General features: G+C 72.9%; 17 protein-coding genes. 13 read left to right on the forward strand and 4 right to left on the reverse strand.

Annotated features, from left to right (window positions below):
• Positions 1–241: 241 nt before the first annotated feature.
• The gene (locus tag AB0910_RS24010) at positions 242–2,053 is read right to left on the reverse strand and encodes a translation initiation factor 2 (protein WP_366746688.1); all 1,812 of its coding nucleotides are present in this window, start codon (positions 2,051–2,053) and stop codon (positions 242–244) included.
• 224 nt (positions 2,054–2,277) lie between these two features.
• On the reverse strand, positions 2,278–3,486 hold the full coding sequence (locus AB0910_RS24015) for a pyridoxal phosphate-dependent aminotransferase (RefSeq protein ID WP_366746689.1): 1,209 nt from the start codon (positions 3,484–3,486) through the stop codon (positions 2,278–2,280).
• Positions 3,487–3,571: 85 nt separating this feature from the next.
• Here AB0910_RS24015 and AB0910_RS24020 point away from each other — a divergent pair, with 85 nt between their 5' ends.
• Both AB0910_RS24020 and AB0910_RS24025 read left to right on the forward strand, forming a co-directional pair.
• Complete coding sequence (locus AB0910_RS24020; RefSeq protein WP_366746690.1) at positions 3,572–4,213, forward strand: helix-turn-helix domain-containing protein; 642 nt, start codon at positions 3,572–3,574, stop codon at positions 4,211–4,213.
• Positions 4,214–4,280: 67 nt separating this feature from the next.
• Positions 4,281–4,922 carry a uridine kinase gene (locus AB0910_RS24025; protein WP_366746691.1) on the forward strand — a complete coding sequence of 214 codons (642 nt, stop codon included), beginning with the start codon at positions 4,281–4,283 and terminating at the stop codon, positions 4,920–4,922.
• A 177-nt stretch (positions 4,923–5,099) separates the two neighbouring features.
• On the opposite strand, the gene fdhA is transcribed toward AB0910_RS24025, so the two are convergent.
• Complete coding sequence (gene fdhA / locus AB0910_RS24030; protein ID WP_366746692.1) at positions 5,100–6,329, reverse strand: formaldehyde dehydrogenase, glutathione-independent; 1,230 nt, start codon at positions 6,327–6,329, stop codon at positions 5,100–5,102.
• A 409-nt stretch (positions 6,330–6,738) separates the two neighbouring features.
• On the opposite strand from fdhA, the gene AB0910_RS24035 reads away from it, so the two are divergent.
• The 5 genes from AB0910_RS24035 to AB0910_RS24055 all read left to right on the forward strand — a co-directional run bounded on the left by AB0910_RS24035 (position 6,739) and on the right by AB0910_RS24055 (position 13,414).
• On the forward strand, positions 6,739–7,701 hold the full coding sequence (locus tag AB0910_RS24035) for an MHYT domain-containing protein (RefSeq protein ID WP_366746693.1): 963 nt from the start codon (positions 6,739–6,741) through the stop codon (positions 7,699–7,701).
• 125 nt (positions 7,702–7,826) lie between these two features.
• Complete coding sequence (gene uvrB, locus AB0910_RS24040; RefSeq protein ID WP_366746694.1) at positions 7,827–9,968, forward strand: excinuclease ABC subunit UvrB; 2,142 nt, start codon at positions 7,827–7,829, stop codon at positions 9,966–9,968.
• 182 nt (positions 9,969–10,150) lie between these two features.
• Entirely contained in the window at positions 10,151–10,750 is a 600-nt protein-coding gene (locus AB0910_RS24045) for a TerD family protein (protein ID WP_366746695.1), read from the forward strand.
• A gap of 405 nt (positions 10,751–11,155) precedes the next feature.
• Positions 11,156–12,187 carry a TerC family protein gene (locus AB0910_RS24050; protein ID WP_366746696.1) on the forward strand — a complete coding sequence of 344 codons (1,032 nt, stop codon included), beginning with the start codon at positions 11,156–11,158 and terminating at the stop codon, positions 12,185–12,187.
• A gap of 249 nt (positions 12,188–12,436) precedes the next feature.
• Positions 12,437–13,414, forward strand: a complete 978-nt coding sequence (locus AB0910_RS24055) for a cytochrome c oxidase assembly protein (RefSeq protein WP_366746697.1) — start codon at positions 12,437–12,439, stop codon at positions 13,412–13,414.
• A gap of 150 nt (positions 13,415–13,564) precedes the next feature.
• Here the strand turns inward: AB0910_RS24055 and uvrA are convergent, their stop codons facing one another.
• On the reverse strand, positions 13,565–16,594 hold the full coding sequence (gene uvrA / locus AB0910_RS24060) for an excinuclease ABC subunit UvrA (protein WP_366746698.1): 3,030 nt from the start codon (positions 16,592–16,594) through the stop codon (positions 13,565–13,567).
• Between the two features lie 344 nt (positions 16,595–16,938).
• On the opposite strand from uvrA, the gene AB0910_RS24065 reads away from it, so the two are divergent.
• From AB0910_RS24065 to whiA, 6 genes are all read left to right on the forward strand, one after another.
• Positions 16,939–17,595, forward strand: a complete 657-nt coding sequence (locus AB0910_RS24065) for an MBL fold metallo-hydrolase (RefSeq protein WP_366746699.1) — start codon at positions 16,939–16,941, stop codon at positions 17,593–17,595.
• 121 nt (positions 17,596–17,716) lie between these two features.
• Complete coding sequence (locus AB0910_RS24070) at positions 17,717–18,175, forward strand: Rieske (2Fe-2S) protein (protein ID WP_366746700.1); 459 nt, start codon at positions 17,717–17,719, stop codon at positions 18,173–18,175.
• A gap of 53 nt (positions 18,176–18,228) precedes the next feature.
• On the forward strand, positions 18,229–20,460 hold the full coding sequence (gene uvrC, locus AB0910_RS24075; protein ID WP_366746701.1) for an excinuclease ABC subunit UvrC: 2,232 nt from the start codon (positions 18,229–18,231) through the stop codon (positions 20,458–20,460).
• The gene (gene rapZ, locus AB0910_RS24080) at positions 20,453–21,451 is read left to right on the forward strand and encodes an RNase adapter RapZ (RefSeq protein WP_366746702.1); all 999 of its coding nucleotides are present in this window, start codon (positions 20,453–20,455) and stop codon (positions 21,449–21,451) included. Before uvrC ends, rapZ begins: the two co-directional genes overlap by 8 nt.
• Positions 21,448–22,482 carry a uridine diphosphate-N-acetylglucosamine-binding protein YvcK gene (yvcK, locus tag AB0910_RS24085; RefSeq protein WP_366746703.1) on the forward strand — a complete coding sequence of 345 codons (1,035 nt, stop codon included), beginning with the start codon at positions 21,448–21,450 and terminating at the stop codon, positions 22,480–22,482. The genes rapZ and yvcK overlap by 4 nt, the downstream gene beginning before the upstream one ends.
• Positions 22,473–23,462 carry a DNA-binding protein WhiA gene (gene whiA / locus AB0910_RS24090; RefSeq protein ID WP_345650538.1) on the forward strand — a complete coding sequence of 330 codons (990 nt, stop codon included), beginning with the start codon at positions 22,473–22,475 and terminating at the stop codon, positions 23,460–23,462. Before yvcK ends, whiA begins: the two co-directional genes overlap by 10 nt.
• Positions 23,463–23,517 lie beyond the last annotated feature (55 nt).

A 23,517-nucleotide genomic window follows, 5' to 3' on the forward strand; every position in this document is an offset into this window, starting at 1 on the left:
CCGCACCGGGCCCCCGCGCCCCGTAGCCCCGCGAGTCGGGCCGAGGCGCACCGGGCCCCCAGCGCACCGGCCGGGTTCACCGGGGCGGGGTCGCTTGCCGTGCGGCGCGGGACGGCGGCCGACCCCGGCTCGCGCGGGGCCGCGCCCCGCGCGCCGGTCGTTCCGAGCACCGTGTCCGTCCCGGGACGGTGCCGCCGTCGGGGAACGGGCCGGAGCGGCCGCGGTCTCGCGGAGCGTTCCGTCAGAACGTGGTGTCTGTTACCTCCGGCGGGGCCTCGGAGAGTCGGACCAGGGCGCGGTGCGGGCCCACGGCGCAGATCAGCTCCGTGGGGTGCGGGCCCGCTTCGAGGCGGGCGTGGACGGCGGAGAGCACCGCGGCCGGAGCGGGCACCCCGCGCGGTGCGGCCGGGCCTGGCGGCTGGGAGGTCCTTACGAGGAGCGGGGCCCCGCCGCCGCGTCTGCGGAGGGCCGCGGTGCCGTCCGGCAGGACCACGGCCGCGCTGCGGCAGCCCGGGTACAGGGCGAGGACGCGCGCCGACCACTCGTCGACGGTCCACGCGGGACCGCAGGACGGCGGCCGTGCCGTGCGGTGGATCAGCGCCGCCGTCTCCAGTTCGCTCAGCGACGCGGCGCCTTCCTCGGCGCTGACATGCCCGTCGTAGGCCCCGGCGGCCACCGGGTGGCGGGCGACGTACACGGTGTCGCCCCTGACGTCCGTCCGGACGGCGAACGCCGCGGGCCTGCGCGCCTTCGTCGTGGGCAGGGGCCAGGGCTCGGCACGCACCGGCCCCTCCGGCGGGTCGAGGCCGAGCAGCGCGTAGCAGTGCTCGCGCAGCCGCCGGAGCGCCGAGCCCGGTTCCGCGAAGGCGCCCGCGGCCGTCGCCGCGACACCGTCGGGATACGCGGCGCCGTCCGCGAACACCGCCGTGACCTGCTCCGCCGCGGTGCGCCGTGCGCCGGGACGCAGGGCGGGCACGGCCGACAGGAGGCCGTCCATGGGCGTGCCGCCGATCAGTTCCGTACCGCCCTCGTAGCAGCCGAGCAGCAGGCGCCGCCCACCGGGCGCAGGAGGCAGCGCCGCGAAGTACAGGGCGGTGGAGCTGTGGTCGGTGACCACGCAGTCCGCCGCGACGAGCAGGGCCGCCCACTCCTGGTGCGGACGGGCCGTCACCAGGCCTGCGGCGAGCGCGGGCGCGAGGTGCTGGCGCAGAGTGAACCCGCCGAGCCTGCTGTGCTCGTTGGGGTGCAGGACGAGCCCCACCTGGTACTCGTCATGGGGGAGCCCTTCGGTCAGCTGGGCGGCGAGCCCGGGCTCGCGCGCGAGCAGCGACTCGGGGCCCCAGGTGGACACCAGGACGACCAGCCGCCGGCTGCCGGTGCCCAGGGCGGCCCGGTACCGCTCGCGCAGCGGCACGGACTCGCGCATCCTGTCGTACGTCGGATCGCCGACCACGACCGCGCGTTCCGCGGCGGAGGGCGGCACATGGGCGGCGAGCCGCCCGGCCTGTTCCGGGTGCGCGAGCGCGTGCACCGTGGCGAGTGGAGTCCTGCCGCGCACCAACTGGCGCGGGTGCAGGCCGGACGCGGGGCCGGACACGTCCGCCGGGCCTTCGCCGTCCTCCGGCAGGCGCTTGTTGTAGCCCGCGCCGTGCGGCAGGAGGACCAGTGGGGCGTCCACTTCGTGCAGGGGGCCGTTGGGGCTCGCGGCCAGCACGAGACTCGCGCCGCGGCGCACGGCCTCAGCCCATGGCACGACGTGGGCGCCCGCGCCGTCCAGCGTGTCGAGCGCGTCCGCGCCGAAGTCGGAGCCGGGGACGATGGTGAACACCGGTGTGACACGGGGGTCTCCGGCGAACGCGGGCACCACGTCGAGCAGCCGGTTCAGGGTGGTGGCCGAGCGGACGGCGTACAGGACCGTCAGCGGGGGCGCCGCAATCCGCGTCCGGCGCGCCGGCGGTGCCGGGGCGCCCGCAGGCGCGGCGGCCGGCGGCGCCCCCGTGCCGACCGCTCTTCCGTACGGCGCGGCGGGCTCGGGCGGCACGTCCTGGGGCATGCCAGAGATCGTACGTGCCGACGCGCCCGCTGCTCCCGCGGCGGCCGCCGCGGGACGGCCGGTGTCGCGGCCGAGCCGGGCCCGCGGGACGGCCGGGGCGCCGGCCCCCCTACACCACGGCCGGGCGGGCCGGGACGCGCGGCTGTCGCGGGCGGGCGGGGATGCGCGGCCGTCGCGCGGGCCAGGTCGGCGCCGCCACGGCTGGTGGCACTCGGCCCGCGGCGCTACTGCCGGTAGCCGCTGAGGAAGCGGCCGATGCGGCTGATCGCCGCGTCCAGGTCGTCGGCGTACGGCAGGGTCAGGATGCGGAAGTGGTCGGGGTGCGGCCAGTTGAAGCCCGTGCCCTGCACGACCTGGATCTTCTCCCGCAGCAGCAGGTCGAGGACGAACCTCTCGTCGTCCACGAGCGGGTGGACCTTCGGGTCGAGCCTCGGGAACGCGTAGAGGGCGCCCTTCGGCTTGACGCAGGAGACGCCGGGGATCTCGTTCAGCTTCTCCCAGGCGCGGTCGCGCTGCTCGTACAGCCGGCCGCCGGGCGCGGTCAGCTCGCGGATGGACTGGCGGCCGCCGAGCGCCGCCTGGATGGCGTACTGCGCGGGCGCGTTGGGGCACAGCCGCATCGACGCGAGGACGGTGAGGCCCTCCAGATAGCTGCGGGCGTGCTGCTTGGGCCCGGTGACGACGAGCCAGCCCGAGCGGAAGCCCGCGACCCGGTACGTCTTGGACAGACCGCTGAAGGTGAGCACCACCAGGTCGGGGGCGAGGGCGGCGGCCGAGTGGTGGACGGCGTCGTCGTAGACGATCTGGTCGTAGATCTCGTCGGCGAAGACCATCAGCTGGTGGCGGCGGGCGAGATCGAGGATGCCCTCCACGACCTCGCGCGGATAGACCGCGCCCGTCGGGTTGTTGGGGTTGATGATCACGACGGCCTTGGTCCTGTCGGTGATCTTCGACTCCATGTCGGCGAGGTCCGGGTTCCAGTCGGCGGACTCGTCGCAGACGTAGTGCACGGGACGGCCGCCCGCGAGGGAGGTGACCGCCGTCCACAGCGGGAAGTCCGGTGCAGGGATGAGGACTTCGTCGCCGTCGTCGAGCAGGGCCTGTACGGCCATGGAGACCAGCTCTGACACGCCGTTGCCGAGGAACACGTCGTCGACGGAGACCTCGATGCCGAGCGCCTGGTAGCGCTGGGCGACCGCGCGCCGCGCGGAGAGGATGCCGCGCGAGTCGGTGTAGCCGTGGGCCTGCGGCAGCATCCGGATCATGTCCTGGACGATCTCCTCCGGCGCCTCGAAGCCGAAGAGCGCCGGGTTGCCGGTGTTCAGCCGCAGCACGCTGTGGCCCGCCTCCTCCAGCGCGTCGGCGTGTGCGATCACCGGCCCGCGGATCTCGTACAGGACGTTGCTGAGCTTGCTCGACTGCCGGAACTCCATGGCGTGGCCTCCCCGACCGATTGCGATACTTGGTTTTACCAAGCCTCAGCTTGGAAAGTCCAACAACATGTCTAGACTGCGAGCCATGCCACGTCGCCGAAGCTACGACCAGTACTGCGCAGCGGCCCGCGCCCTCGACACGGCCGGGGACCGCTGGACCCTGCTGATCGTCCGGGAACTGCTCGCGGGACCCCGCCGCTACACCGACCTGCACGCGGACCTGCCGGGCGTCAGCACGGACGTCCTCGCCTCCCGGCTGCGGGACATGGAGCGCGACGGGCTGGTCACCCGCCGCAAGCTGCCACCGCCCGCCGCTGCCGTGGTGTACGAACTGACCGCGCGCGGCGCGGGGTTGCTGCCGGTACTCGACGCGCTCGCCGCCTGGGGCGCGCCCGACCTCGGCGAGCCGGGACCCACGGACGCCGTGCGGGCCCACTGGTTCGCCCTCCCGCTGCTGCGCGTCCTGCGCGGACGGGCGGGCGCGGCCGAGGGCACCGCCGAGGTGCGGCTCGACGCGGGCACCTTCCACCTCCACCTCGGCGCCACCTCCGCCCCCGCGTACGGCGAGGGGCCCGCGCCCGCCGGCGCCGACGCTGTCCTCGCGCTCGACGACGCCACCTGCCGCGCCCTCTGCGGCGGCGCGCTGCCCCTCGCCGACGCGGTGGCGGCCGGCGAGGTCTCCGTCACCGGCGACGGGCCGCTCGCCAAGGCGCTGCGCGGGCAGTGAGCGCGGCAGGCCCCGCGAGCCCCGGGGCGTCCGCCGCCGCCCGCGCCCGGCGCGAGAGGATGGCGGGGTGCGACTCGAACCGATCACCTGGGAACGGCTCACCGAGGCCCTCGCCGACCGGCTGCTGAAGACGGAGCCGCACGACGGCGGCGCCCGGCTGCGCGTCGGCCTCGACGGCGCGCCCGCGGCAGACACCGGCCGCCCGGCCGCGGCACTCGCCGAGGCGCTGCGGCTGCGCGGCCGCCCCTCCGTCGTCGTGGACACGGCGGCCTTCCTGCGGCCCGCCTCGCTGCGCTTCGAGTACGGGCGCGAGGACCCCGACGCGTACTACGGCGGCTGGTACGACACCGGCGCGCTGTGGCGCGAGGTCTTCGGCCCGCTCGACCCCGGCGGCTCCGGGCTCGTCCTGCCCGACCTGTGGGACCCCGGGGCCGACCGCGCCACCCGCAGCGAGCGGGTCGCGCTGCCGCCGGGGGGAGTGCTGCTGCTGCACGGGCCCTTCCTGCTCGGCCAGTGGTTCCCCTTCGACCTGACGGTCCATCTGGACCTGTCGCCCGCCGCGCTGCACCGGCTCACCCCGCAGGCCGACCGCTGGACCCTGCCCGCCTTCGAGCGGTACGCGGCCGAGACCGACCCGCGCGCCGCCGCTGACACCGTCGTACGCGCCGACCGCCCCGGCCACCCGGCGTGGAGCGGCCTGCCCGCCTGAGACCGCCGCGCCCGCGCACGGACCGTCGCCGCGCGCGCCCCCGCGCGCAGACACTGGACCGGACGCCCCCACACGCCCGGCCCTGCTTGCGGAACTGCGGAACTGCGGAACCGCGGAACCGCGCGACCACGCGGCCACCAGGCCCGCGCGGTCGCGCGGTTCCGTGTCACGGCTCGCTCAGGCGGCCACCGCGTGGTCCAGCGCGCCGTTCGGGTTGAGGACGTACTTGCGGCTCGCGCCCTTGTCGAACTCGGCGTAGCCGCGCGGCGCGTCGTCCAGCGAGATCACCGTCGCGTTCACGGCCTTCGCGATGTGCACCCTGTCGTGCAGGATCGCCATCGCCAGCTGCCGGTGGTACGTCATCACCGGGCACTGGCCCGTGACGAAGCGGTGCGCCTTCGCCCAGCCGAGCCCCAGCCTGACCTTGAGCGTGCCGGACTGCGCGTCGGCGTCCACACCGCGCGGGTCGTCCGTCACGTACAGGCCGGGGATGCCGAGCGCGCCGCCCGCCCTGACCGCGCCCATCAGGGAGTTGAGCACCGTGGCCGGCGCCTCGCCCGCGTCCTTGCCGTGGGCGCGCGCCTCGAAGCCGACCGCGTCGACCGCCGCGTCCACCTCGGGCTCCCCGAGGATCTGCGCGATCTGGTCCTCCAGCGAGCCCTCCGTCAGGTCGACCGTCTCGCAGCCGAAACTGCGGGCCTGCGCCAGCCGCTCGGCGTTCAGGTCGCCGACGATCACCACGGCGGCGCCCAGCAGCTGCGCCGACGCGGCCGCGGCCAGCCCGACCGGGCCCGCGCCCGCCACGTACACCGTCGAGCCGACCTCCGTGCCCGCGGTGACCGCGCCGTGGTAGCCGGTGGGGAAGATGTCGGAGAGCATTGTGAGGTCGAGCAGCTTCTCCAGGGCCGCGTCCCGGTCGCGGAACCTCAGCAGGTTGAAGTCCGCGTACGGCACCATCACGTACTCCGCCTGGCCGCCGACCCAGCCGCCCATGTCGACATAGCCGTACGCGGCGCCGGGACGCGCGGGGTTGACGTTCTCGCAGATGCTGGTGTTGCGCTCCTTGCAGTTGCGGCAGCGCCCGCACGCGATGTTGAACGGCACCGAGACCACGTCCCCGACCTGGACGAACTCGACATCGGGCCCGCGCTCCACCACCTCGCCCGTGATCTCGTGGCCGAGCACCAGGCCCTGCGGTGCCGTCGTCCTGCCGCGCACCATGTGCTGGTCGCTGCCGCAGATGTTGGTCGCGAGGACCTTGAGCACGACGCCGTGCCGGCACATTCTGCCGACGTTCTCCCGGGCGACACCGGGCCCGTCCTGCAGCTCCAGGGTCGGGTAGTCGGTGGTCCTGACCTCCACCACACCCGGCTCGATGTAGGCGACCGCCCTGTTTCCTCCACTCATGCCGACTCGCCGTCCCTTCGGAAGTCCATGTCCGGCGGATGAGTCCACAACGGTTGTGTGTTCGATTTCACACTAGGCGCGGGCCGGGGGCGCGACAACAGCGCGACAGGCCCACCGCGCACCGCCCGCCGGCCTGCGCAACCCGCCGCCACCTCGGCCGACACCCGGGAGCCGCGGCCGCGGCACGCACGGTCTCGGCGGCCGGATCTCCCCGGGAAACGGCAGGCATCCCGAGGGCGGCCGCGACAACCGCCCATTCCGCCAATTCTTCACGCTTCATGCAGACCGCCGTAGAAGCCGCCACCGACAACGGACTTTGCTAACCGGGCGGGCCGTCCTACTCTCGCCCGGGACCAGCACGTCCGTACGGTCGTACGCATGACGCCAAGGGGCGGAGGGGCACCACACGATGCAGGGCACTGTCGGCACCGCCAGTACCGTTGACGGATTCAGCTACGGCCTCGTCACGCCCGCCGCTGCCTTCCTGATGGCGTGCCTCGGCAGTGCGCTCGGCCTGCGCTGCGCCGCCCCCTCCCTGCGCGGCAGCTCCGCGCGGCGCCCCACCGCCTTCGCGCTCGGCACCCTCGCCCTGTGCTGCGGCATGTGGACCATGCACTTCGTCGCGATGACCGGCTTCTCCATCGCCGGGGCCGGCTTCGACTACGACCGTCCCACCATGTTCGCCGGATTCGGCGTCGGCCTGCTGATGGCGGGCGCCGGCCTGTGGGTGGTCGGCCACCGCGGCGCCACCCCGATGTCGCTGGTCACCGGCGGCACCCTCACCGGGCTCGGCATCGCGAGCATGCACTACCTCGGCATGGCGGGGCTCAGGCTCGACGGATACGTCACCTACGACACCCTCACCGTGATCGCCTCCGTCGCCCTCGCGGTCGCCGCGGGCATCGCCTCCCTCGCCACCACGGCGCGCCACCGGGGCCCCTTCGCGGGGGCCGCCGCGGCCGTCTGCCTCGGCGGCGCCGCGACCGGCATGCACTACCTGGCGATGACCGGGGCCCACGTGTACGTCTCGCCCGCCGCGGCCTCCGCGGCCGGGAGCGGCGGCACCGACCTGGCGCAGCTGCTTCCGATGCTCGCGGGGCCCGTCGCGTTCCTGGTGCTCGCCGGGCTCGTCATGGCCTTCGAGCCGCGGCTGCTCTCCGGCGGGGCGCCGCGCGCCGCGACCGCGCCCGCCGCCTCCCGGGGCCGCACCGGCGGCCGCGGCACCGCCCCCGGGCCCTGGGCGGGGGCAGCGGGCGCGCCCGCGGGGCCGCACGCGAGGACGCGCCGCCACCAGGCGCCCAGGGACCGCGCGGCCCGCGCCCTCGTCCCCGAGCCGGTGCGGCGCGGCTCCTGCGACCTCCACGACGGCTGAGCGCCACGGCCTGAACACCCGCGCACGCCCGCACGGGCGTGGCGTCGGCCCGCCGCCGAGGGCTCCGCCGCAGGTCGGATCCGGTGCGCAGGGCGTTGTCAGTGGGGAGTCGTACGGTGGAGACCATGCGGCCCGTAACCCAGATCGAACGCAGCATGGCGCCCTTCGAGGTCGTCAGTCCCTACCAGCCGAGCGGTGACCAGCCCGCGGCCATCGCCGAGCTGGAGCGGCGCGTGCGCGCCGGGGAGAACGACGTCGTCCTGCTCGGCGCCACCGGCACGGGCAAGTCCGCCACCACGGCCTGGATGATCGAGAAGCTCCAGCGCCCGACGCTCGTCATGGCGCCGAACAAGACCCTCGCCGCCCAGCTGGCGAACGAGTTCCGCGAGCTGCTCCCCCACAACGCCGTCGAGTACTTCGTCTCGTACTACGACTACTACCAGCCCGAGGCGTACGTGCCGCAGTCGGACACGTACATCGAGAAGGACTCCTCGATCAACGAGGAGGTCGAGCGGCTGCGCCACTCCGCGACGAACTCGCTGCTCACCCGGCGCGACGTGGTGGTCGTCGCCTCCGTCTCCTGCATCTACGGCCTGGGCACCCCGCAGGAGTACGTGGACCGCATGGTGCCGCTGCGGGTCGGCGCCGAGTACGACAGGGACGACCTGCTGCGCCGCTTCGTCGAGATCCAGTACACGCGCAACGACGTCGCCTTCCAGCGCGGCACGTTCCGCGTCCGCGGCGACACCATCGAGATCTTCCCGGTCTACGAGGAGCTCGCGGTCCGCATCGAGATGTTCGGCGACGAGATCGAGGCGCTGTCCACGCTGCACCCGCTGACCGGCGAGGTCATCAGCGAGGACGACCAGCTGTACGTGTTCCCCGCGAGCCACTACGTCGCGGGACCCGAGCGCATGGAGCGCGCCGTCCGCGACATCGAGGCCGAGCTGGAGAGCCGCCTCGCCGAGCTGGACAAGCAGGGCAAGCTCCTGGAGTCCCAGCGGCTGCGCATGCGCACCACGTACGACATCGAGATGATGCGGCAGATCGGTTCCTGCTCCGGCATCGAGAACTACTCGATGCACTTCGACGGCCGCGACTACGGCTCGCCGCCCAACACCCTGCTCGACTACTTCCCCGAGGACTTCCTCCTCGTCATCGACGAGTCGCACAACACGGTCCCGCAGATCGGCGCGATGTACGAGGGCGACGCGTCCCGCAAGCGCACGCTGGTGGACCACGGCTTCCGGCTGCCGTCCGCGCTGGACAACCGCCCCCTGAAGTGGGAGGAGTTCCAGGGGCGCGTCGGCCAGACCGTCTACCTCTCGGCGACCCCGGGGCCCTACGAGCTCTCCCGGGGCGACGGCGTGGTCGAGCAGATCATCCGCCCCACCGGGCTCATCGACCCGGAGGTCGTCGTCAAGCCGACCCAGGGCCAGATCGACGACCTGGTGCACGAGATCAGGCAGCGCACGGAGAAGGACGAGCGCGTCCTCGTCACCACCCTCACCAAGAAGATGGCCGAGGACCTCACCGACTACTTCCTCGAACTCGGCATCCAGGTCCGCTACCTGCACAGTGACGTCGACACACTGCGCCGGGTGGAGCTGCTGCGCGAGCTGCGCTCGGGCGACTTCGACGTCCTGGTCGGCATCAACCTCCTGCGGGAGGGCCTCGACCTGCCCGAGGTGTCGCTCGTGGCGATCCTCGACGCCGACAAGGAGGGCTTCCTCCGCTCGGGCACGTCGCTGATCCAGACCATCGGCCGCGCAGCGCGCAATGTCTCGGGCCAGGTCCATATGTACGCGGACAAGGTCACGCCCGCGATGGAGCGTGCCATCGAGGAGACCAACAGGCGCCGCGAGAAGCAGATCGCGTACAACACCGAGCGCGGGCTCGACCCGCAGCCGCTGCGCAAGCGGATCAACGACATCGTGGCGACCATCGCGCGCGAGGAGGTCGACACGGAGTCCCTGCTCGGCACGGGCTACCGGCAGACCAAGAGCGGCAAGAACAACAAGAACGGCAAGCCCGCCAAGGCGCCGGTGCCGTCCCTCGGCGGCGCGGCCAAGGGCGGCAAGGGGAAGGGCACCGAGGTCCTCACGGACCGGCCGGCGACCGAGCTGGCCGGGATGATCGAGGAGATGACCGACCGGATGCGCGCCGCGGCCGCCGACCTCCAGTTCGAGGTGGCGGCGCGGCTGCGGGACGAGGTCGGAGAGCTCAAGAAGGAGCTGCGGCAGATGAAGGAGGCGGGGCTGGCCTGACCCGCCGGGCCCCCGCGTCCTCCCCGCCCGCCCGCCGGGCCCCGCGGCTGTGGCCCTCCTGTGTCGCAGGATCGACACAGTCGGCGTGAGCCGCCTCGGGCGGGGCAGCGTCCCCGCGTAGGGTGCCCGAACACCGCACACGGACCGTGGGGCGGGGGGACCATGGCGAAGGAGGCCAAGACGTGGTGGACACATCCGAGGGCGGGGGCGTCAGCCTGAGCAAGGGCCAGGCGATCAGCCTGGAGAAGAAGGGCGGCGGCACGCTCACCGCGGTCCGTATGGGGCTCGGCTGGCAGGCCGCCAGGCGCAGGGGGTTGTTCGGGATGCGGACCAGGGAGATCGACCTGGACGCGTCCGCCGTCCTCTTCTCCGAGAAGCAGCCGGTCGACGTGGTCTTCTTCCGCCACCTCGTGAGCGACGACGGGTCCGTGCGGCACACCGGCGACAACCTCGTCGGCGGCGAGGGCCAGGGCGGGGACGACGAGTCGATCCTGGTCGACCTGGAGAAGGTGCCGGCCCACATCGACCAGATCGTCTTCACGGTCAACTCGTTCACGGGCCAGACCTTCCAGGAGGTGCAGAACGCTTTCTGCCGACTGGTGGACGAGACCAACGGACAGGAGCTCGCCCGCTACACCCTGGACGGCGGGGGCCAGTACACCGCGCAGATCATGGCCAAGGTGCACCGCTCGGGCGGCGGCTGGCAGATGACCGCCCTGGGCAGCGCCGCGAACGGCCGCACCTTCCAGGACCTGATGCCGGCGATCCTCCCGCAGCTCTGACCCCGGGGCCCCGGCCCCAGGACACAGAACCGCGGGCCCTGCGCCCGCGGCCCGCCGCCTCGCCCCGCACCGGAGCCCGGCGGCCGCGAGGGACACGGGCGGTCGCGCCCCTTGGCGCGCGACCGCCCGCTTCTTTACCCGATGCCCGCCCGCGAACCCGCCATCGACCTGCGTCTTTGGTTTTTCCTTATCCATTGCTTTACTGATTCATGGTGATCCCTGTACCGTGGAGGTCAGCGGAGGGGAGTACTCCCGTATCGCGACGTACCCGTCAATACGGACCGCCATCGGTTCCGGGGCGTCGGCCCGGGGAGCGGTGGAAGGGCCGCCCGGGTGGAAGAGACCTCCGGCGCGGCAGTCCGATCCGTTCGGCGCCGCCCGTACGCGTACGACGCCGGAGGCACGATGGACATCTCGTTGACCGTGTGGCTGCTGACCGTGCTCGGTCTGACGGCCCTGATCGCGATCGACTTCTTCATCGGGCGCAAGCCCCATGAGGTGTCGGTGAGGGAAGCCGGGGTCTGGACGGCCGTCTGGGTCGTCCTCGCGGCGCTGTTCGGACTCGGCCTGCTGGCGTTCGGCGGGGCGAAGGCGGGCGGCGAGTTCTTCGCCGGATACGTCACGGAGAAGTCGCTCAGCGTCGACAACCTCTTCGTCTTCATCGTCATCATGGCGAAGTTCGCCGTCCCGCTCCGGCTCCAGCAGCGCGTGCTGCTGTTCGGCGTGCTGATCGCACTGGTGCTGCGCGCGGGGTTCATCGCGGCGGGCGCCGCGGTCCTCGCCAGCTTCTCGTGGGTGTTCTTCCTGTTCGGCGCCTTCCTCATCTACACCGCCTGGAAGCTGATCCAGGAGGCGCGCGGCGGGCACGACGAGGAAGCAGAGTGGGAGGAGAACCGCCTCCTCAAGTCCATCGAGCGCCGCTTCGGCGTCGCCGACCGCTACCACGACACCAAGCTGTTCATCCGCAGGAACGGCAAGCGCGTCCTCACCCCGCTGATGGTCGTCATGCTCGCCATCGGCACCACGGACGTGATGTTCGCGCTCGACTCGATCCCCGCCATCTTCGGCCTGACCCAGGACCCGTACATCGTCTTCACGGCCAACGCGTTCGCGCTGATGGGCCTGCGGCAGCTGTACTTCCTGATCGGCGGGCTGATGAAGAAGCTCGTCCACCTCAGCTACGGCCTCTCGGTGATCCTCGGCTTCATCGGCGTGAAGCTCGTGCTGCACGCCCTGCACGAACTCGGGGTGCACGTCCCGGAGATCAGCATCGCCGTCTCCCTCTCGGTGATCGGCGGCGTGCTGCTCGTCACGACGGCCACCAGCCTGCTCGCCACCCGGCGGCAGGCGGCGGCCCGCCCCACGGACCCGTCCGCGCACCCCGACGGCCGCGGCGAAGCCGCCGGCCGCAAGGAGAACGACAGCGTGGACGTCTGAGACGTCCGTCGCCCTCGACTGGTCGGTGGCCGAGGGCGACGGACCCGGCCCCCGCACGGTGTCCCGCCCCGGACGCCGGCGGGGGCCCTTGCCGTGCGTACGGGCCGCCGCCGACCCGACGTCCGTTCGGCTGACACCGCGGTCTAGCGTGGTGGGCGGTAAACGGACGGCCGGAGGCGGCCCGGGACCCGGCACGCCACGCGGGCCGCGGTCCCGCGGGCGTGGCCGGTACGCGAAGGAAGGTGCGGCGTGCTGCCGGAACTCACGTTGGGCCGGGGCTTCACGTCCTGGACGCTCGACCCGGCGGCCCTCGTCGCCGTGGTCCTGCTCGGCGGCCTCTACGCGTACGGGGTGGTGCGGCGCGTCCGCGCGGGCGGACGCTGGTCCGCCCTGCGGACCGCGTCGTTCGCGGTGCTCGGCCTCGGCATGATCGTCGTCGCCACCATGTCCTCGCTCGCCGTCTACGACCGCGTGCTGTTCTGGCCCGCCGCCGTGCAGAACATCCTGCTCGACCTGCTCGCGCCGCTCGGCCTCGCCCTCGGCGACCCGCTCGGCCTCGCGGCGCCGGACGGCCGGCTGCACCGCGCGATGACCTCACGGCCGGTGCGGCTGCTCACCTTCCCGCTGGTCAGCTCGGTGTTCGTGCTCGTGTCCGAGCTGACGATCTACTTCACGCCGTACTTCCCCACGGCCCTCGACAACGACCTGGTGCGGCAGCTGATGCACGCGCAACTGCTGCTCACCGGATCCCTGTTCGTGCTGCCGATGCTGACCGGGCAGGAACTGCTGCCGCGCTGGTGCACCCACCCGATCAGGGCCGCCCTGGTCTTCTTCGACGGCCTCTTCGACTCGATCCCCGGCATCGTCGTGATGACCAGCGGCACCCTGATCGCGGGCCACTGGTACGCGGCGCACCCGCGCACCTGGGGGCCCACGCTCCAGTTCGACCAGATGCTCGGCGGCGGCCTGATGCTGACCCTCGCGGAACTCGTCGCGCTGCCGTTCCTCATCGCGGTGTTCTTCCAGTGGTGGCACGCCGAGCGCGCGAGGACGGCCGAGCTCGACGCCCGGCTCGACGCGGAGCTGACTCCGGCCACCCCCGCGCCCGCCGTCGCCGCGGCCGGGGCGCCGGCGGCCGCGGCCGCGGCCGCGGAACCCGAGCGGGTGCGGCCCTGGTGGGAGACCGACGACGGCGAGGTCGGGCAGCGGATGCGCAGGGGCCGCTGACGGTCCCGTGTCGCTGCTGCGGCCCGTACGCGAACGGCCGTGCTCCGGGGAGCACGGCCGGTGGCGGCGTGCGCACGGCGACGGGGTCGGCGCCGCGCGCACGGTGGCGGGGTGCAGGCGGCGGGGCGCGCCGTCACGCCCCGCCGGGCCTCACTTCGCCCGCGGCTTGCGGGCGGCGGGCGTCTTCTTCGCCTGCACGGCCTTCGCCGCGGTCTTCTTGGCCGCGGCGGCCGTCTTCTTGGCGGTCGCCGCCGAGCCCGCGGCCGTCTTGCGCGCCGCCGTGGCCTTCGTCGCGCGGGTCCGCCTGCCGGTGGACGACGTCGCCTCACTGACCCGCTCCGTGTCCAGGATGTCCCGGAGGAACTTGCCGGTGTGGCTGGTGGCGACGCCCGCCACCTGCTCAGGCGTGCCCTCGGCGACCACCAGGCCGCCCCCGTTGCCCCCCTCGGGGCCCATGTCGACCACCCAGTCCGCCGTCTTGATGACGTCCAGGTTGTGCTCGATCACGACCACCGAGTTGCCCTTGTCGACCAGCCCGGACAGCACCTTGATCAGCTTGCTGATGTCCTCGAAGTGCAGGCCCGTGGTGGGCTCGTCCAGCACGTAGACCGTGCGCCCCGTGGAGCGCTTCTGGAGCTCGCTGGAGAGCTTGACGCGCTGCGCCTCGCCGCCGGAGAGGGTCGGCGCGGGCTGGCCGAGCCGCACGTACCCGAGGCCGACCTCATGGAGCGTCCTGAGGTGGCGGGAGATGGTCGGGACGGCCTCGAAGAAGTCCAGCGCCTCCTCGATCGGCATGTCCAGCACCTCGGCGATGTTCTTGCCCTTGTAGTGGACCTCTAGCGTCTCCCGGTTGTACCGGGCGCCGTGGCAGACCTCGCAGGGCACGTACACGTCCGGCAGGAAGTTCATCTCGATCTTGATCGTGCCGTCGCCTGAGCAGTTCTCGCAGCGGCCGCCCTTCACGTTGAACGAGAACCGGCCCTGGAGGTAGCCGCGCACCTTCGCCTCGGTCGTCTCGGCGAACAGCTTGCGCACATGGTCGAAGACGCCCGTGTACGTCGCCGGGTTGGAGCGCGGGGTGCGGCCGATGGGGGACTGGTCGACGTGCACGACCTTGTCCACCAGATCGTCGCCCGCGACCCTGGTGTGCCGCCCAGGCACCGTCTTCGCGCCGTTCAGCTCGCGCGCGAGGTGCGTGTAGAGGATGTCGTTGACCAGGGTCGACTTGCCCGAGCCCGACACGCCGGTGACGGCCGTGAGCACCCCGAGGGGGAACGACACGTCGATGTCCCGCAGGTTGTTCTCGCGCGCCCCGTGCACCGTGAGCCGGCGCGCCGGGTCGACGGGCCTGCGCACGTCGGGCGTCGGGATGGACCGCTTGCCCACCAGGTACTGGCCGGTCATCGACTCGTCGTTGGCCAGCAGCTCCTTCAACGGGCCCGAGTGCACGACCTTGCCGCCGTGCTCGCCCGCGCCGGGGCCGATGTCCACGATCCAGTCGGCGACCTTGATCGTGTCCTCGTCGTGCTCCACCACGATCAGGGTGTTGCCCATGTCCCGCAGCCGCACCAGCGTCTCGATCAGCCGGTGGTTGTCGCGCTGGTGCAGGCCGATGGACGGCTCGTCCAGCACGTACAGCACGCCGACGAGGCCCGAGCCGATCTGCGTGGCGAGCCTGATGCGCTGCGCCTCGCCGCCGGAGAGCGTGCCCGCCGCACGGTTCAGCGAGAGGTAGTCGAGGCCGACGTCGACCAGGAACCGCAGCCGCTCGTTGACCTCCTTGAGCACCCGCTCGGCGATCTTCTTGTCGCGTGCGTTCAGCGTGAGCTGCGCGAGGAAGTCGGCGCAGTCGCTGATCGACAGCGCGGAGACCTCGGCGATGGACTTCCCCATCACCGTCACGGCGAGCACGATCGGCTTGAGGCGCGTGCCCTCGCAGGTGGGGCAGGGCACCTCGCGCATGTACCCCTCGAAGCGCTCCCTGCTCGAGTCGCTCTCCGCCTCCTGGTGCCGCCGCTTCACGAACGACACCGCGCCCTCGAACGACGGCGTCACATAGGCGCGCTCGCGCCCGTAGCGGTTGCGGTAGCGGACCTCGACCTGCGTCTTGTGCCCGTACAGCAGGGCCTTCTTCGCGCGCTGCGGCAGCCCGGCCCAGGGGATGTCCGTACGGAACCCGAGCGCGTCGGCGAGCCCGCCGATCATGCGGCCGAAGTACTCCCTGGTGTGCCCGTGCGACCAGGGGTGGATGGCGCCCTCGTCGAGCGACTTCTCCTCGTCGGGGACGATCAGCTCGGCGTCCACCTCCATCCGCGTGCCGATGCCGGTGCAGTCGGGGCAGGCGCCGAAGGGGGAGTTGAACGAGAAGGAGCGCGGCTCGAGCTCCTCGAACGACAGGTCGTCGTACGGGCAGTACAGGTGCTCCGAGTACATGCGCTCGCGCTCGGGGTCGTCCTCGGCCAGGTCGACGAAGTCCAGCACGACCATGCCGCCGGACAGCCCGAGCGCGGTCTCCACCGAGTCGGTGAGCCTGCGCTTGGCCGAGTCCTTGACCGTGAGGCGGTCGACGACCACCTCGATCGTGTGCTTCTCCTGCTTCTTCAGCTTCGGCGGGTCGGTCAGCTGGATCGTCGCGCCGTCGACCCTGGCCCTGCTGTAGCCCTTGGTCTGGAGGTCCGAGAACAGGTCGACGAACTCGCCCTTGCGCTCGCGCACCAGCGGCGAGAGGACCTGGAACCTGCTGCCCTCGGGCAGTTCGAGCACCCGGTCCACGATCGCCTGCGGCGACTGGCGGGTGATCGGGCGGCCGCACTCCGGGCAGTGCGGCTTGCCGATCCTGGCGAACAGCAGCCTGAGGTAGTCGTAGACCTCGGTGATCGTGCCGACCGTGGAGCGCGGGTTGCGCGAGGTCGACTTCTGGTCGATGGAGACGGCAGGGGAGAGGCCCTCGATGAAGTCGACGTCCGGCTTGTCCATCTGGCCGAGGAACTGCCGTGCGTACGAGGACAGCGACTCCACGTAGCGGCGCTGGCCCTCCGCGAAGATCGTGTCGAACGCGAGCGAGGACTTGCCGGAACCGGACAGGCCGGTGAAGACGATGAGCGAATCGCGGGGCAGGTCCAGCGAGACATTGCGGAGATTGTGCTCGCGAGCGCCACGGACGATGAGACGGTCGGCCACGCCGGTCCGCACCTTTCGTTGGGGGATGCAGGGGCGGAGCCCCCTCGCCTGAGTGCCGGGGGTCGCCAGAGCGATGGACTGCTGACTGCTGTACGGCTGACTGCTGTACGGGTGTCTGCGGGCGCACGGGGTGCCGCGGCCCGCGCGGACGCCGCCGCCCGCAGGCGCACCGGTAGGGGCGCCGGCAAGGGGGCATCCGCGCGGCTGTGCACGAGGTGCGTCTACCAGGATGCCTCTTCCGGTGCCGTAGCCGAGCCTATAGCACGCGCATTCGATTTAAGGCGGGCTTCCGACCTCTTCACCCGATCGAGTGGTCTCCGTCACGCCCCCCGTACAGTGAACCCATGACCTACAGCGGAGCGGTGCGGGTCGGCGGCCCTGCCGACGTGCACGAACTGCCCGACCTCATGATCTCGAAGGTCGCGGTCGGGCCCATGGACAACAACGCCTACCTGCTGCGCTGCCGCGCCACCGGCACCCAGCTGCTCATCGACGCGGCGGCCGAGTCCGCCACCCTCGTCGGCCTCATCGGGGAGGACGGCGTCTCCGCCGTCGTCACCACGCACCGCCACGCCGACCACTGGGGGGCGCTCGCCGAGGTCGTCGAGGCCACCGCGGCGCGCACGTACGCCGGACGGTACGACACCGAGGGCATCCCCGTCGCCACCGACGTGCCGGTCGACGACGGCGACACCCTCTCCTTCGGTGAGATCTCCCTCACCGCGCGCCACCTCGTCGGCCACACGCCGGGCTCCATCGCGCTCGTCTACGACGACCCGCACGGCCACCCGCACGTGTTCACCGGCGACTGCCTCTTCCCCGGCGGCGTCGGCAACACCCACCAGGACCCCGAGGCGTTCGCGAGCCTCCTGCACGACGTCGAGACCAAGCTGTTCGCCCCGCTGCCGGACGAGACCTGGGTCTACCCGGGCCACGGCGCCGACACCACGCTCGGCGCCGAGCGGCCCCACCTCGCACAGTGGCGCGAGCGCGGCTGGTGACCCGGCCGGTGCAGAGCGGGCGGGGCCGGTGCAGGGGCGCCTGATCCGTCCCGGTATCGTCGCCGGCGTTCCCCGCGGCCACCGTGCCGCACCCGATCCGCACCCCGCCTGGAGCGCCCCCATGCCCGGCCTGCCCGCCCGTACCGCCCGCCGCCGCGCCGTGCTCAAGGGCGCGGCGGCCGCAGGCGCCACCGCGCTCGGCGCGGCCGCCTGCGGGCCCGGCGGCAAGGCCGCGGCGAGCCCCACCCCCACGGCCCCTGTCGACCTCGGCTCGCCCGACGCCGTGCCCGTCGGCGGTGCCCGGCTCTACCGCGACGACCGGGTCGTCGTGTACCGCCCGGCCGAGGACGCCTACACGGCGTTCAGCGCGGTCTGCACCCACCAGGGGTGCGTCCTGACGAAGGTGGTGCGCACGACCGGCGAGTGCCCCTGCCACGGCAGCAGGTTCGACGTCACCACCGGCAAGGTCGTGCAGGGCCCCGCCCGGGCGCCGCTGCCGCCCGTGCCGGTCAGGGCCGAGGGCGGCAGGCTCGTCGCGGGCCCCGACGGCAAGGGCGCGAAGGGGTCGGGCGGAGCCTGAGCTGCCGCGGCACCGTCCGCCTGACTGTCCGTCCCCGCCAGTAGGGTGGCCGTATGGCCGACCCCTCCAGCTACCGCCCCAAGCCGGGAGAGATCCCCGACTCGCCGGGGGTCTACAAGTTCCGTGACGAGCACCGCCGGGTGATCTACGTCGGCAAGGCCAAGAGCCTGCGCCAGCGCCTCGCCAACTACTTCCAGGACCTCTCCGGGCTCCACCCGCGCACGCGCACGATGGTCACCACCGCGTCGTCCGTGGAGTGGACGGTCGTGTCCACCGAGGTCGAGGCGCTCCAGCTGGAGTACTCCTGGATCAAGGAGTTCGACCCGCGGTTCAACGTCAAGTACCGCGACGACAAGAGCTATCCGTACCTCGCCGTCACGCTGAACGAGAAGTTCCCCCGTGTGCAGGTGATGCGTGGCGCCAAGCGCAAGGGCGTGCGCTACTTCGGCCCGTACGGCCACGCCTGGGCCATCCGTGAGACGGTCGACCTGATGCTCCGGGTGTTCCCGGTGCGTACCTGCTCCGCAGGGGTGTTCAAGAACGCCGAGCGCACGGGCCGCCCCTGCCTCCTCGGCTACATCGACAAGTGCTCCGCGCCCTGCGTCGGCCGGATCGAGCCGGCGGACCACCGCGAACTGGCCGAGGAGTTCTGCGACTTCATGGCCGGCCGCACCGGCGCCTACCTGCGCCGCCTGGAGCGGCAGATGGCCGAGGCCGCCGACGAGATGGAGTACGAGAGGGCGGCGCGCCTGCGCGACGACATAGGGGCGCTGCGGCGCGCCATGGAGAAGAACGCGGTGGTGCTCGCCGACGCCACCGACGCCGACCTCATCGCCGTCGCCGAGGACGAACTCGAGGCGGCCGTGCAGATCTTCCACGTCCGCGGCGGCCGCGTGCGCGGCCAGCGCGGCTGGGTCACGGACAAGGTCGAGGCCGTCGGCACAGGCGAGCTGGTCGAGCACGCGCTCCAGCAGCTCTACGGGGAGGAGAGCGGCGACGCCGTCCCCAAGGAGGTGCTCGTCCCCGCGCTGCCCGGCGACGACGAGGCCGCCACCGCCGCCGTCTCCCAGTGGCTGGGCGACCGGCGCGGCTCCCAGGTCTCCCTGCGCATCCCGCAGCGCGGCGACAAGAAGGACCTGATGGCCACGGTCGCGCGCAACGCGCAGCAGGCGCTCGCCCTGCACAAGACCAAGCGGGCGAGCGACCTGACCACCCGCTCGCGCGCCCTGGAGGAGATCGCGGCCGCGCTCGGCCTGGACAGCGCGCCGCTGCGCATCGAGTGCTTCGACATCTCGCACTTCCAGGGCGACGACGTGGTGGCGTCGATGGTCGTCTTTGAGGACGGACTCGCCCGCAAGAGCGAGTACCGCAGGTTCCAGATCAAGGGCTTCGCCGGGCAGGACGACGTCCGGTCCATGCACGAGGTCATCACCCGCCGCTTCCGCCGCTACCTCCAGGAGAAGGAGCGCACGGGGGAGTGGCCGGAGGGCCGCGACGAGGCGCCGGAGCCCGGCGGGGCAGCGGCCCCCGCCCCGGCCCGCGTGATGGTCCGCGCGGAGGCCGCGAGGACCATGGAGCCCGTACGCGGGGGCGGCGCGTCCCCCGCGCCCGGAGCCTCCCCGGGCGCGGGCGACGCGCTCGCCGGGGTGCAGGGCCTCAAGGACCAGGGCCTCCAGGACCAGAGCCTCAAGGACCAGAGCCTCAAGGACCAGGATCTCCAAGGCCTCCAGGACCTCAAGGACGACGACGGCAGGCCGAAGCGGTTCGCCTACCCGCCGCAGCTGCTCGTCGTCGACGGCGGGCAGCCGCAGGTCGCCGCGGCCGAGCGGGCCCTCGACGAGCTGGGTGTCGACGACGTGGCCGTGTGCGGCCTCGCCAAGCGCCTCGAAGAGGTCTGGGTGCCGGGGGACGACGACCCGGTGGTCCTGCCGCGCTCGAGCGAGGGCCTCTACCTGCTCCAGCGGGTCCGCGACGAGGCGCACCGCTTCGCCATCACCTACCAGCGGCAGAAGCGGGCCAAGCGCATCAGGTCGGGCCCGCTCGACGACGTCCCCGGCCTCGGCGAGGCGAGGAAGCAGATACTCGTCAGGCATTTCGGCTCGGTGAAGCGGCTGCGGCAGGCCACAATCGAGCAGATCTGCGAGGTGCCCGGCTTCGGCCGCAAGACCGCCGAGTCCGTGGTGGTGGCCCTCGCGAAGGCGGCCCCGGCCGCACCGGCCGTGAACACGGCCACAGGAGAGATCGTGGAAGACGACGGGGACAGCGGGGACGGCGGGCATGACTGACGGCGACCGGGACGACCGGCACAGCGAGCACCAGCACGACGGAGCGGGGCCCACGGCCCACGGCGGCGGCCCGCACAAGGGCGGCGCGGGCGCCGAAGGCGCGGGCCAGGAGGAGACGGGACACGAGCCTGGCATCCCCGAGCTGGTGATCATCTCCGGCATGTCGGGGGCCGGCCGCAGCACCGCGGCCAAGTGCCTCGAAGACCTCGGCTGGTTCGTCGTGGACAACCTCCCGCCCGCGCTCATCCCGACCATGGTCGAGCTCGGCGCGCGCTCCCAGGGGAACGTGGCGCGGATCGCCGTCGTGGTCGACGTGCGCGGCCGGCGCTTCTTCGACAACCTCCGCGAGTCGCTCGCCGACCTGGAGGCCAAGGGCGTCACGCGCAGGATCGTCTTCCTAGAGTCGTCCGACGACGCGCTGGTGCGCCGTTTCGAGTCGGTGCGGCGCCCGCACCCGCTCCAGGGCGACGGCAGGACCCTCGACGGCATCGTCGCCGAGCGGGACCTGCTGCGGGAGCTGCGCGGCGACGCGGACCTGGTGATCGACACCTCCAGCCTCAACGTGCACGAGCTGCGCGCCAAGCTCGACGCCGGGTTCGCGGGCGAGGAGGAGCCGGAGCTGCGGGCCACGGTCATGTCGTTCGGCTACAAGTACGGCCTGCCCGTCGACGCCGACCTGGTCGCCGACTGCCGCTTCCTGCCCAACCCGCACTGGGTGCCCGAGCTGCGCCCCTACACCGGGCTCAACGAGGAGGTCGCCGGCTACGTCTTCAACCAGCCGGGCGCCAAGGAGTTCCTCGACCGCTACACCGAGCTCCTCGAACTGGTCGCCTCCGGCTACCGCCGCGAGGGCAAGCGGTACGTGACCATCGCCATCGGCTGCACGGGCGGCAAGCACCGCTCCGTCGCCATGTCCGAGCGGCTCGCCGCGCGCCTCGCCGACGCGGGCATCGAGACGGTCACCGTCCACCGCGACCTGGGGCGCGAGTGACCGGCCGTACGTTCAGGCTCCGCAGGCTGCGCACCGGCACACCCGCCCTGTCGACGCGCGGGCGCGGCGCGCAGCCCAAGGTCGTCGCGCTCGGCGGCGGCCACGGCCTGTCCGCCTCGCTCACGTCCCTGCGCCGCATCACGGGCGACCTGACCGCCGTCGTCACCGTCGCGGACGACGGCGGCTCCAGCGGCCGCCTGCGCGAGGAGCTCGGCGTGCTGCCCCCGGGCGACCTGCGCAAGGCGCTCGCCGCGCTGTGCGGCGACGACGAGTGGGGCCAGACCTGGTCGCACGTCATCCAGCACCGCTTCGAGTCCCAGGGCGACCTGCACGACCACGCCGTGGGCAACCTTCTGATCGTGGCCCTGTGGGAGCAGCTCGGCGACCACGTCAAGGCCCTCGACCTGGTCGGCAGGCTCCTGGGCGCGCACGGCAGGGTGCTGCCGATGTCCGCGGTGCCGCTCGAACTCCAGGCCCTGGTGCGCGGCCACGACCCGGCGCGGCCCGACGAGGTCGAGACCGTGCGCGGCCAGGCGACGGTCGCGCTCACCCGCGGCGAGGTCCAGTCGGTCCACCTGGTGCCCGCCGATCCGCCCGCCGTGCCGGAGGCCGTCCAGGCGGTGATGGACGCCGACTGGGTGGTTCTCGGACCCGGTTCCTGGTTCTCCTCGGTGATACCCCACCTCCTCGTCCCCGAACTGCTGACGGCCCTGGTGGAGACCAGGGCGCGGCGTGTCCTCTCGCTCAATCTCGCCCCCCAGCCGGGCGAAACGGAGGGGTTCTCACCGCAGCGTCATTTGGAGGTTTTGGCGCGACACGCCCCTAAACTCGCCCTGGACGTGGTGCTGGCCGACAGGGCAGCCGTGCCCGACAGTGACTCCCTCGCCGATGCAGCGAAACGCTTCGGTGCCGCCGTCGAGCTGGCCCCGGTGGCCGCGCGCGACAGCTCCGCGAAGCATGACCCGGAGCTGCTGGCCGCCGCGTACGACCGAATTTTTCGCATGCATGGAAGGATCGGCCCATGGCGATGACGCCAGCGGTGAAGGACGAGATCGCCCGGCTCCCCGTCACCCGGACGTGCTGCAGGAAGGCCGAGGTGTCGGCGATCCTCCGGTTCGCGGGCGGTCTGCACCTGGTCAGCGGCCGCATCGTGATCGAGGCGGAGCTCGACACCAGCATCGCGGCGCGGCGCCTGCGCAAGGACATCCTGGAGATCTTCGGGCACAACTCCGAACTGGTCGTGATGGCGCCCGGCGGGCTGCGGCGCGGCAGCCGGTACGTCGTACGGGTGATCACGGGCGGCGACCAGCTGGCCCGGCAGACCGGTCTCGTGGACGGCAGAGGCCGGCCCATCAGGGGCCTGCCGCCGCAGGTCGTCTCGGGGGCGACCTGCGACGCCGAGGCCGCCTGGCGCGGCGCGTTCCTCGCGCACGGCTCGCTCACCGAGCCCGGCAGGTCGTCCTCCCTCGAGGTGACCTGCCCAGGACCCGAGGCCGCCCTCGCCCTGGTCGGCGCGGCGCGCCGGCTCCAGATCCCGGCGAAGGCCCGCGAGGTGCGCGGCGTCGACCGGGTCGTCGTACGGGACGGGGACGCGATCGGCGCGCTGCTGACGCGCCTCGGGGCGCACGAGTCGGTGCTCGCGTGGGAGGAGCGCCGGATGCGTCGCGAGGTGCGCGCCACGGCCAACCGCCTCGCCAACTTCGACGACGCCAACCTCCGCCGCTCGGCGCGGGCGGCCGTCGCGGCCGGTGCGCGGGTGCAGCGGGCGCTGGAGATCCTCGGCGAGGAGGTGCCCGAGCACCTCGCCGCTGCCGGGCGGCTGCGGATGGACCACAAGCAGGCGTCTCTCGAGGAGTTGGGCGCGCTCGCCGACCCGCCGCTCACCAAGGACGCGGTGGCCGGCCGCATCCGCCGGCTGCTCGCCATGGCGGACAAGCGCGCGCAGGACCTGGGCATCCCGGGCACGGAGTCCACGCTGAGCGACGAGATGGCAGACGGCCTGGCCGTCTGAGCCTCCCGCGCACAACGCCTCCCACCGGCGCCGCGCCCCCTCGCAGGGGCGCGGC

This window comes from Streptomyces sp. NPDC047002, assembly GCF_040704505.1.
Lineage (GTDB): Bacteria > Actinomycetota > Actinomycetes > Streptomycetales > Streptomycetaceae > Streptomyces.

Bases quoted from the DNA above. Each gene is read 5' to 3' on its own strand.
- fdhA (WP_366746692.1), bottom strand. From the start codon at position 6,329: ATGAGTGGAGGAAACAGGGCGGTCGCCTACATCGAGCCGGGTGTGGTG.
- AB0910_RS24050 (WP_366746696.1), top strand. From the start codon at position 11,156: ATGGACATCTCGTTGACCGTGTGGCTGCTGACCGTGCTCGGTCTGACG.
- AB0910_RS24020 (WP_366746690.1), top strand. From the start codon at position 3,572: ATGCCACGTCGCCGAAGCTACGACCAGTACTGCGCAGCGGCCCGCGCC.
- uvrC (WP_366746701.1), top strand. From the start codon at position 18,229: ATGGCCGACCCCTCCAGCTACCGCCCCAAGCCGGGAGAGATCCCCGAC.
- uvrB (WP_366746694.1), top strand. From the start codon at position 7,827: ATGCGGCCCGTAACCCAGATCGAACGCAGCATGGCGCCCTTCGAGGTC.
- whiA (WP_345650538.1), top strand. From the start codon at position 22,473: ATGGCGATGACGCCAGCGGTGAAGGACGAGATCGCCCGGCTCCCCGTC.
- AB0910_RS24070 (WP_366746700.1), top strand. From the start codon at position 17,717: ATGCCCGGCCTGCCCGCCCGTACCGCCCGCCGCCGCGCCGTGCTCAAG.
- AB0910_RS24010 (WP_366746688.1), bottom strand. From the start codon at position 2,053: ATGCCCCAGGACGTGCCGCCCGAGCCCGCCGCGCCGTACGGAAGAGCG.
- AB0910_RS24035 (WP_366746693.1), top strand. From the start codon at position 6,739: ATGCAGGGCACTGTCGGCACCGCCAGTACCGTTGACGGATTCAGCTAC.
- AB0910_RS24065 (WP_366746699.1), top strand. From the start codon at position 16,939: ATGACCTACAGCGGAGCGGTGCGGGTCGGCGGCCCTGCCGACGTGCAC.
- AB0910_RS24015 (WP_366746689.1), bottom strand. From the start codon at position 3,486: ATGGAGTTCCGGCAGTCGAGCAAGCTCAGCAACGTCCTGTACGAGATC.
- rapZ (WP_366746702.1), top strand. From the start codon at position 20,453: ATGACTGACGGCGACCGGGACGACCGGCACAGCGAGCACCAGCACGAC.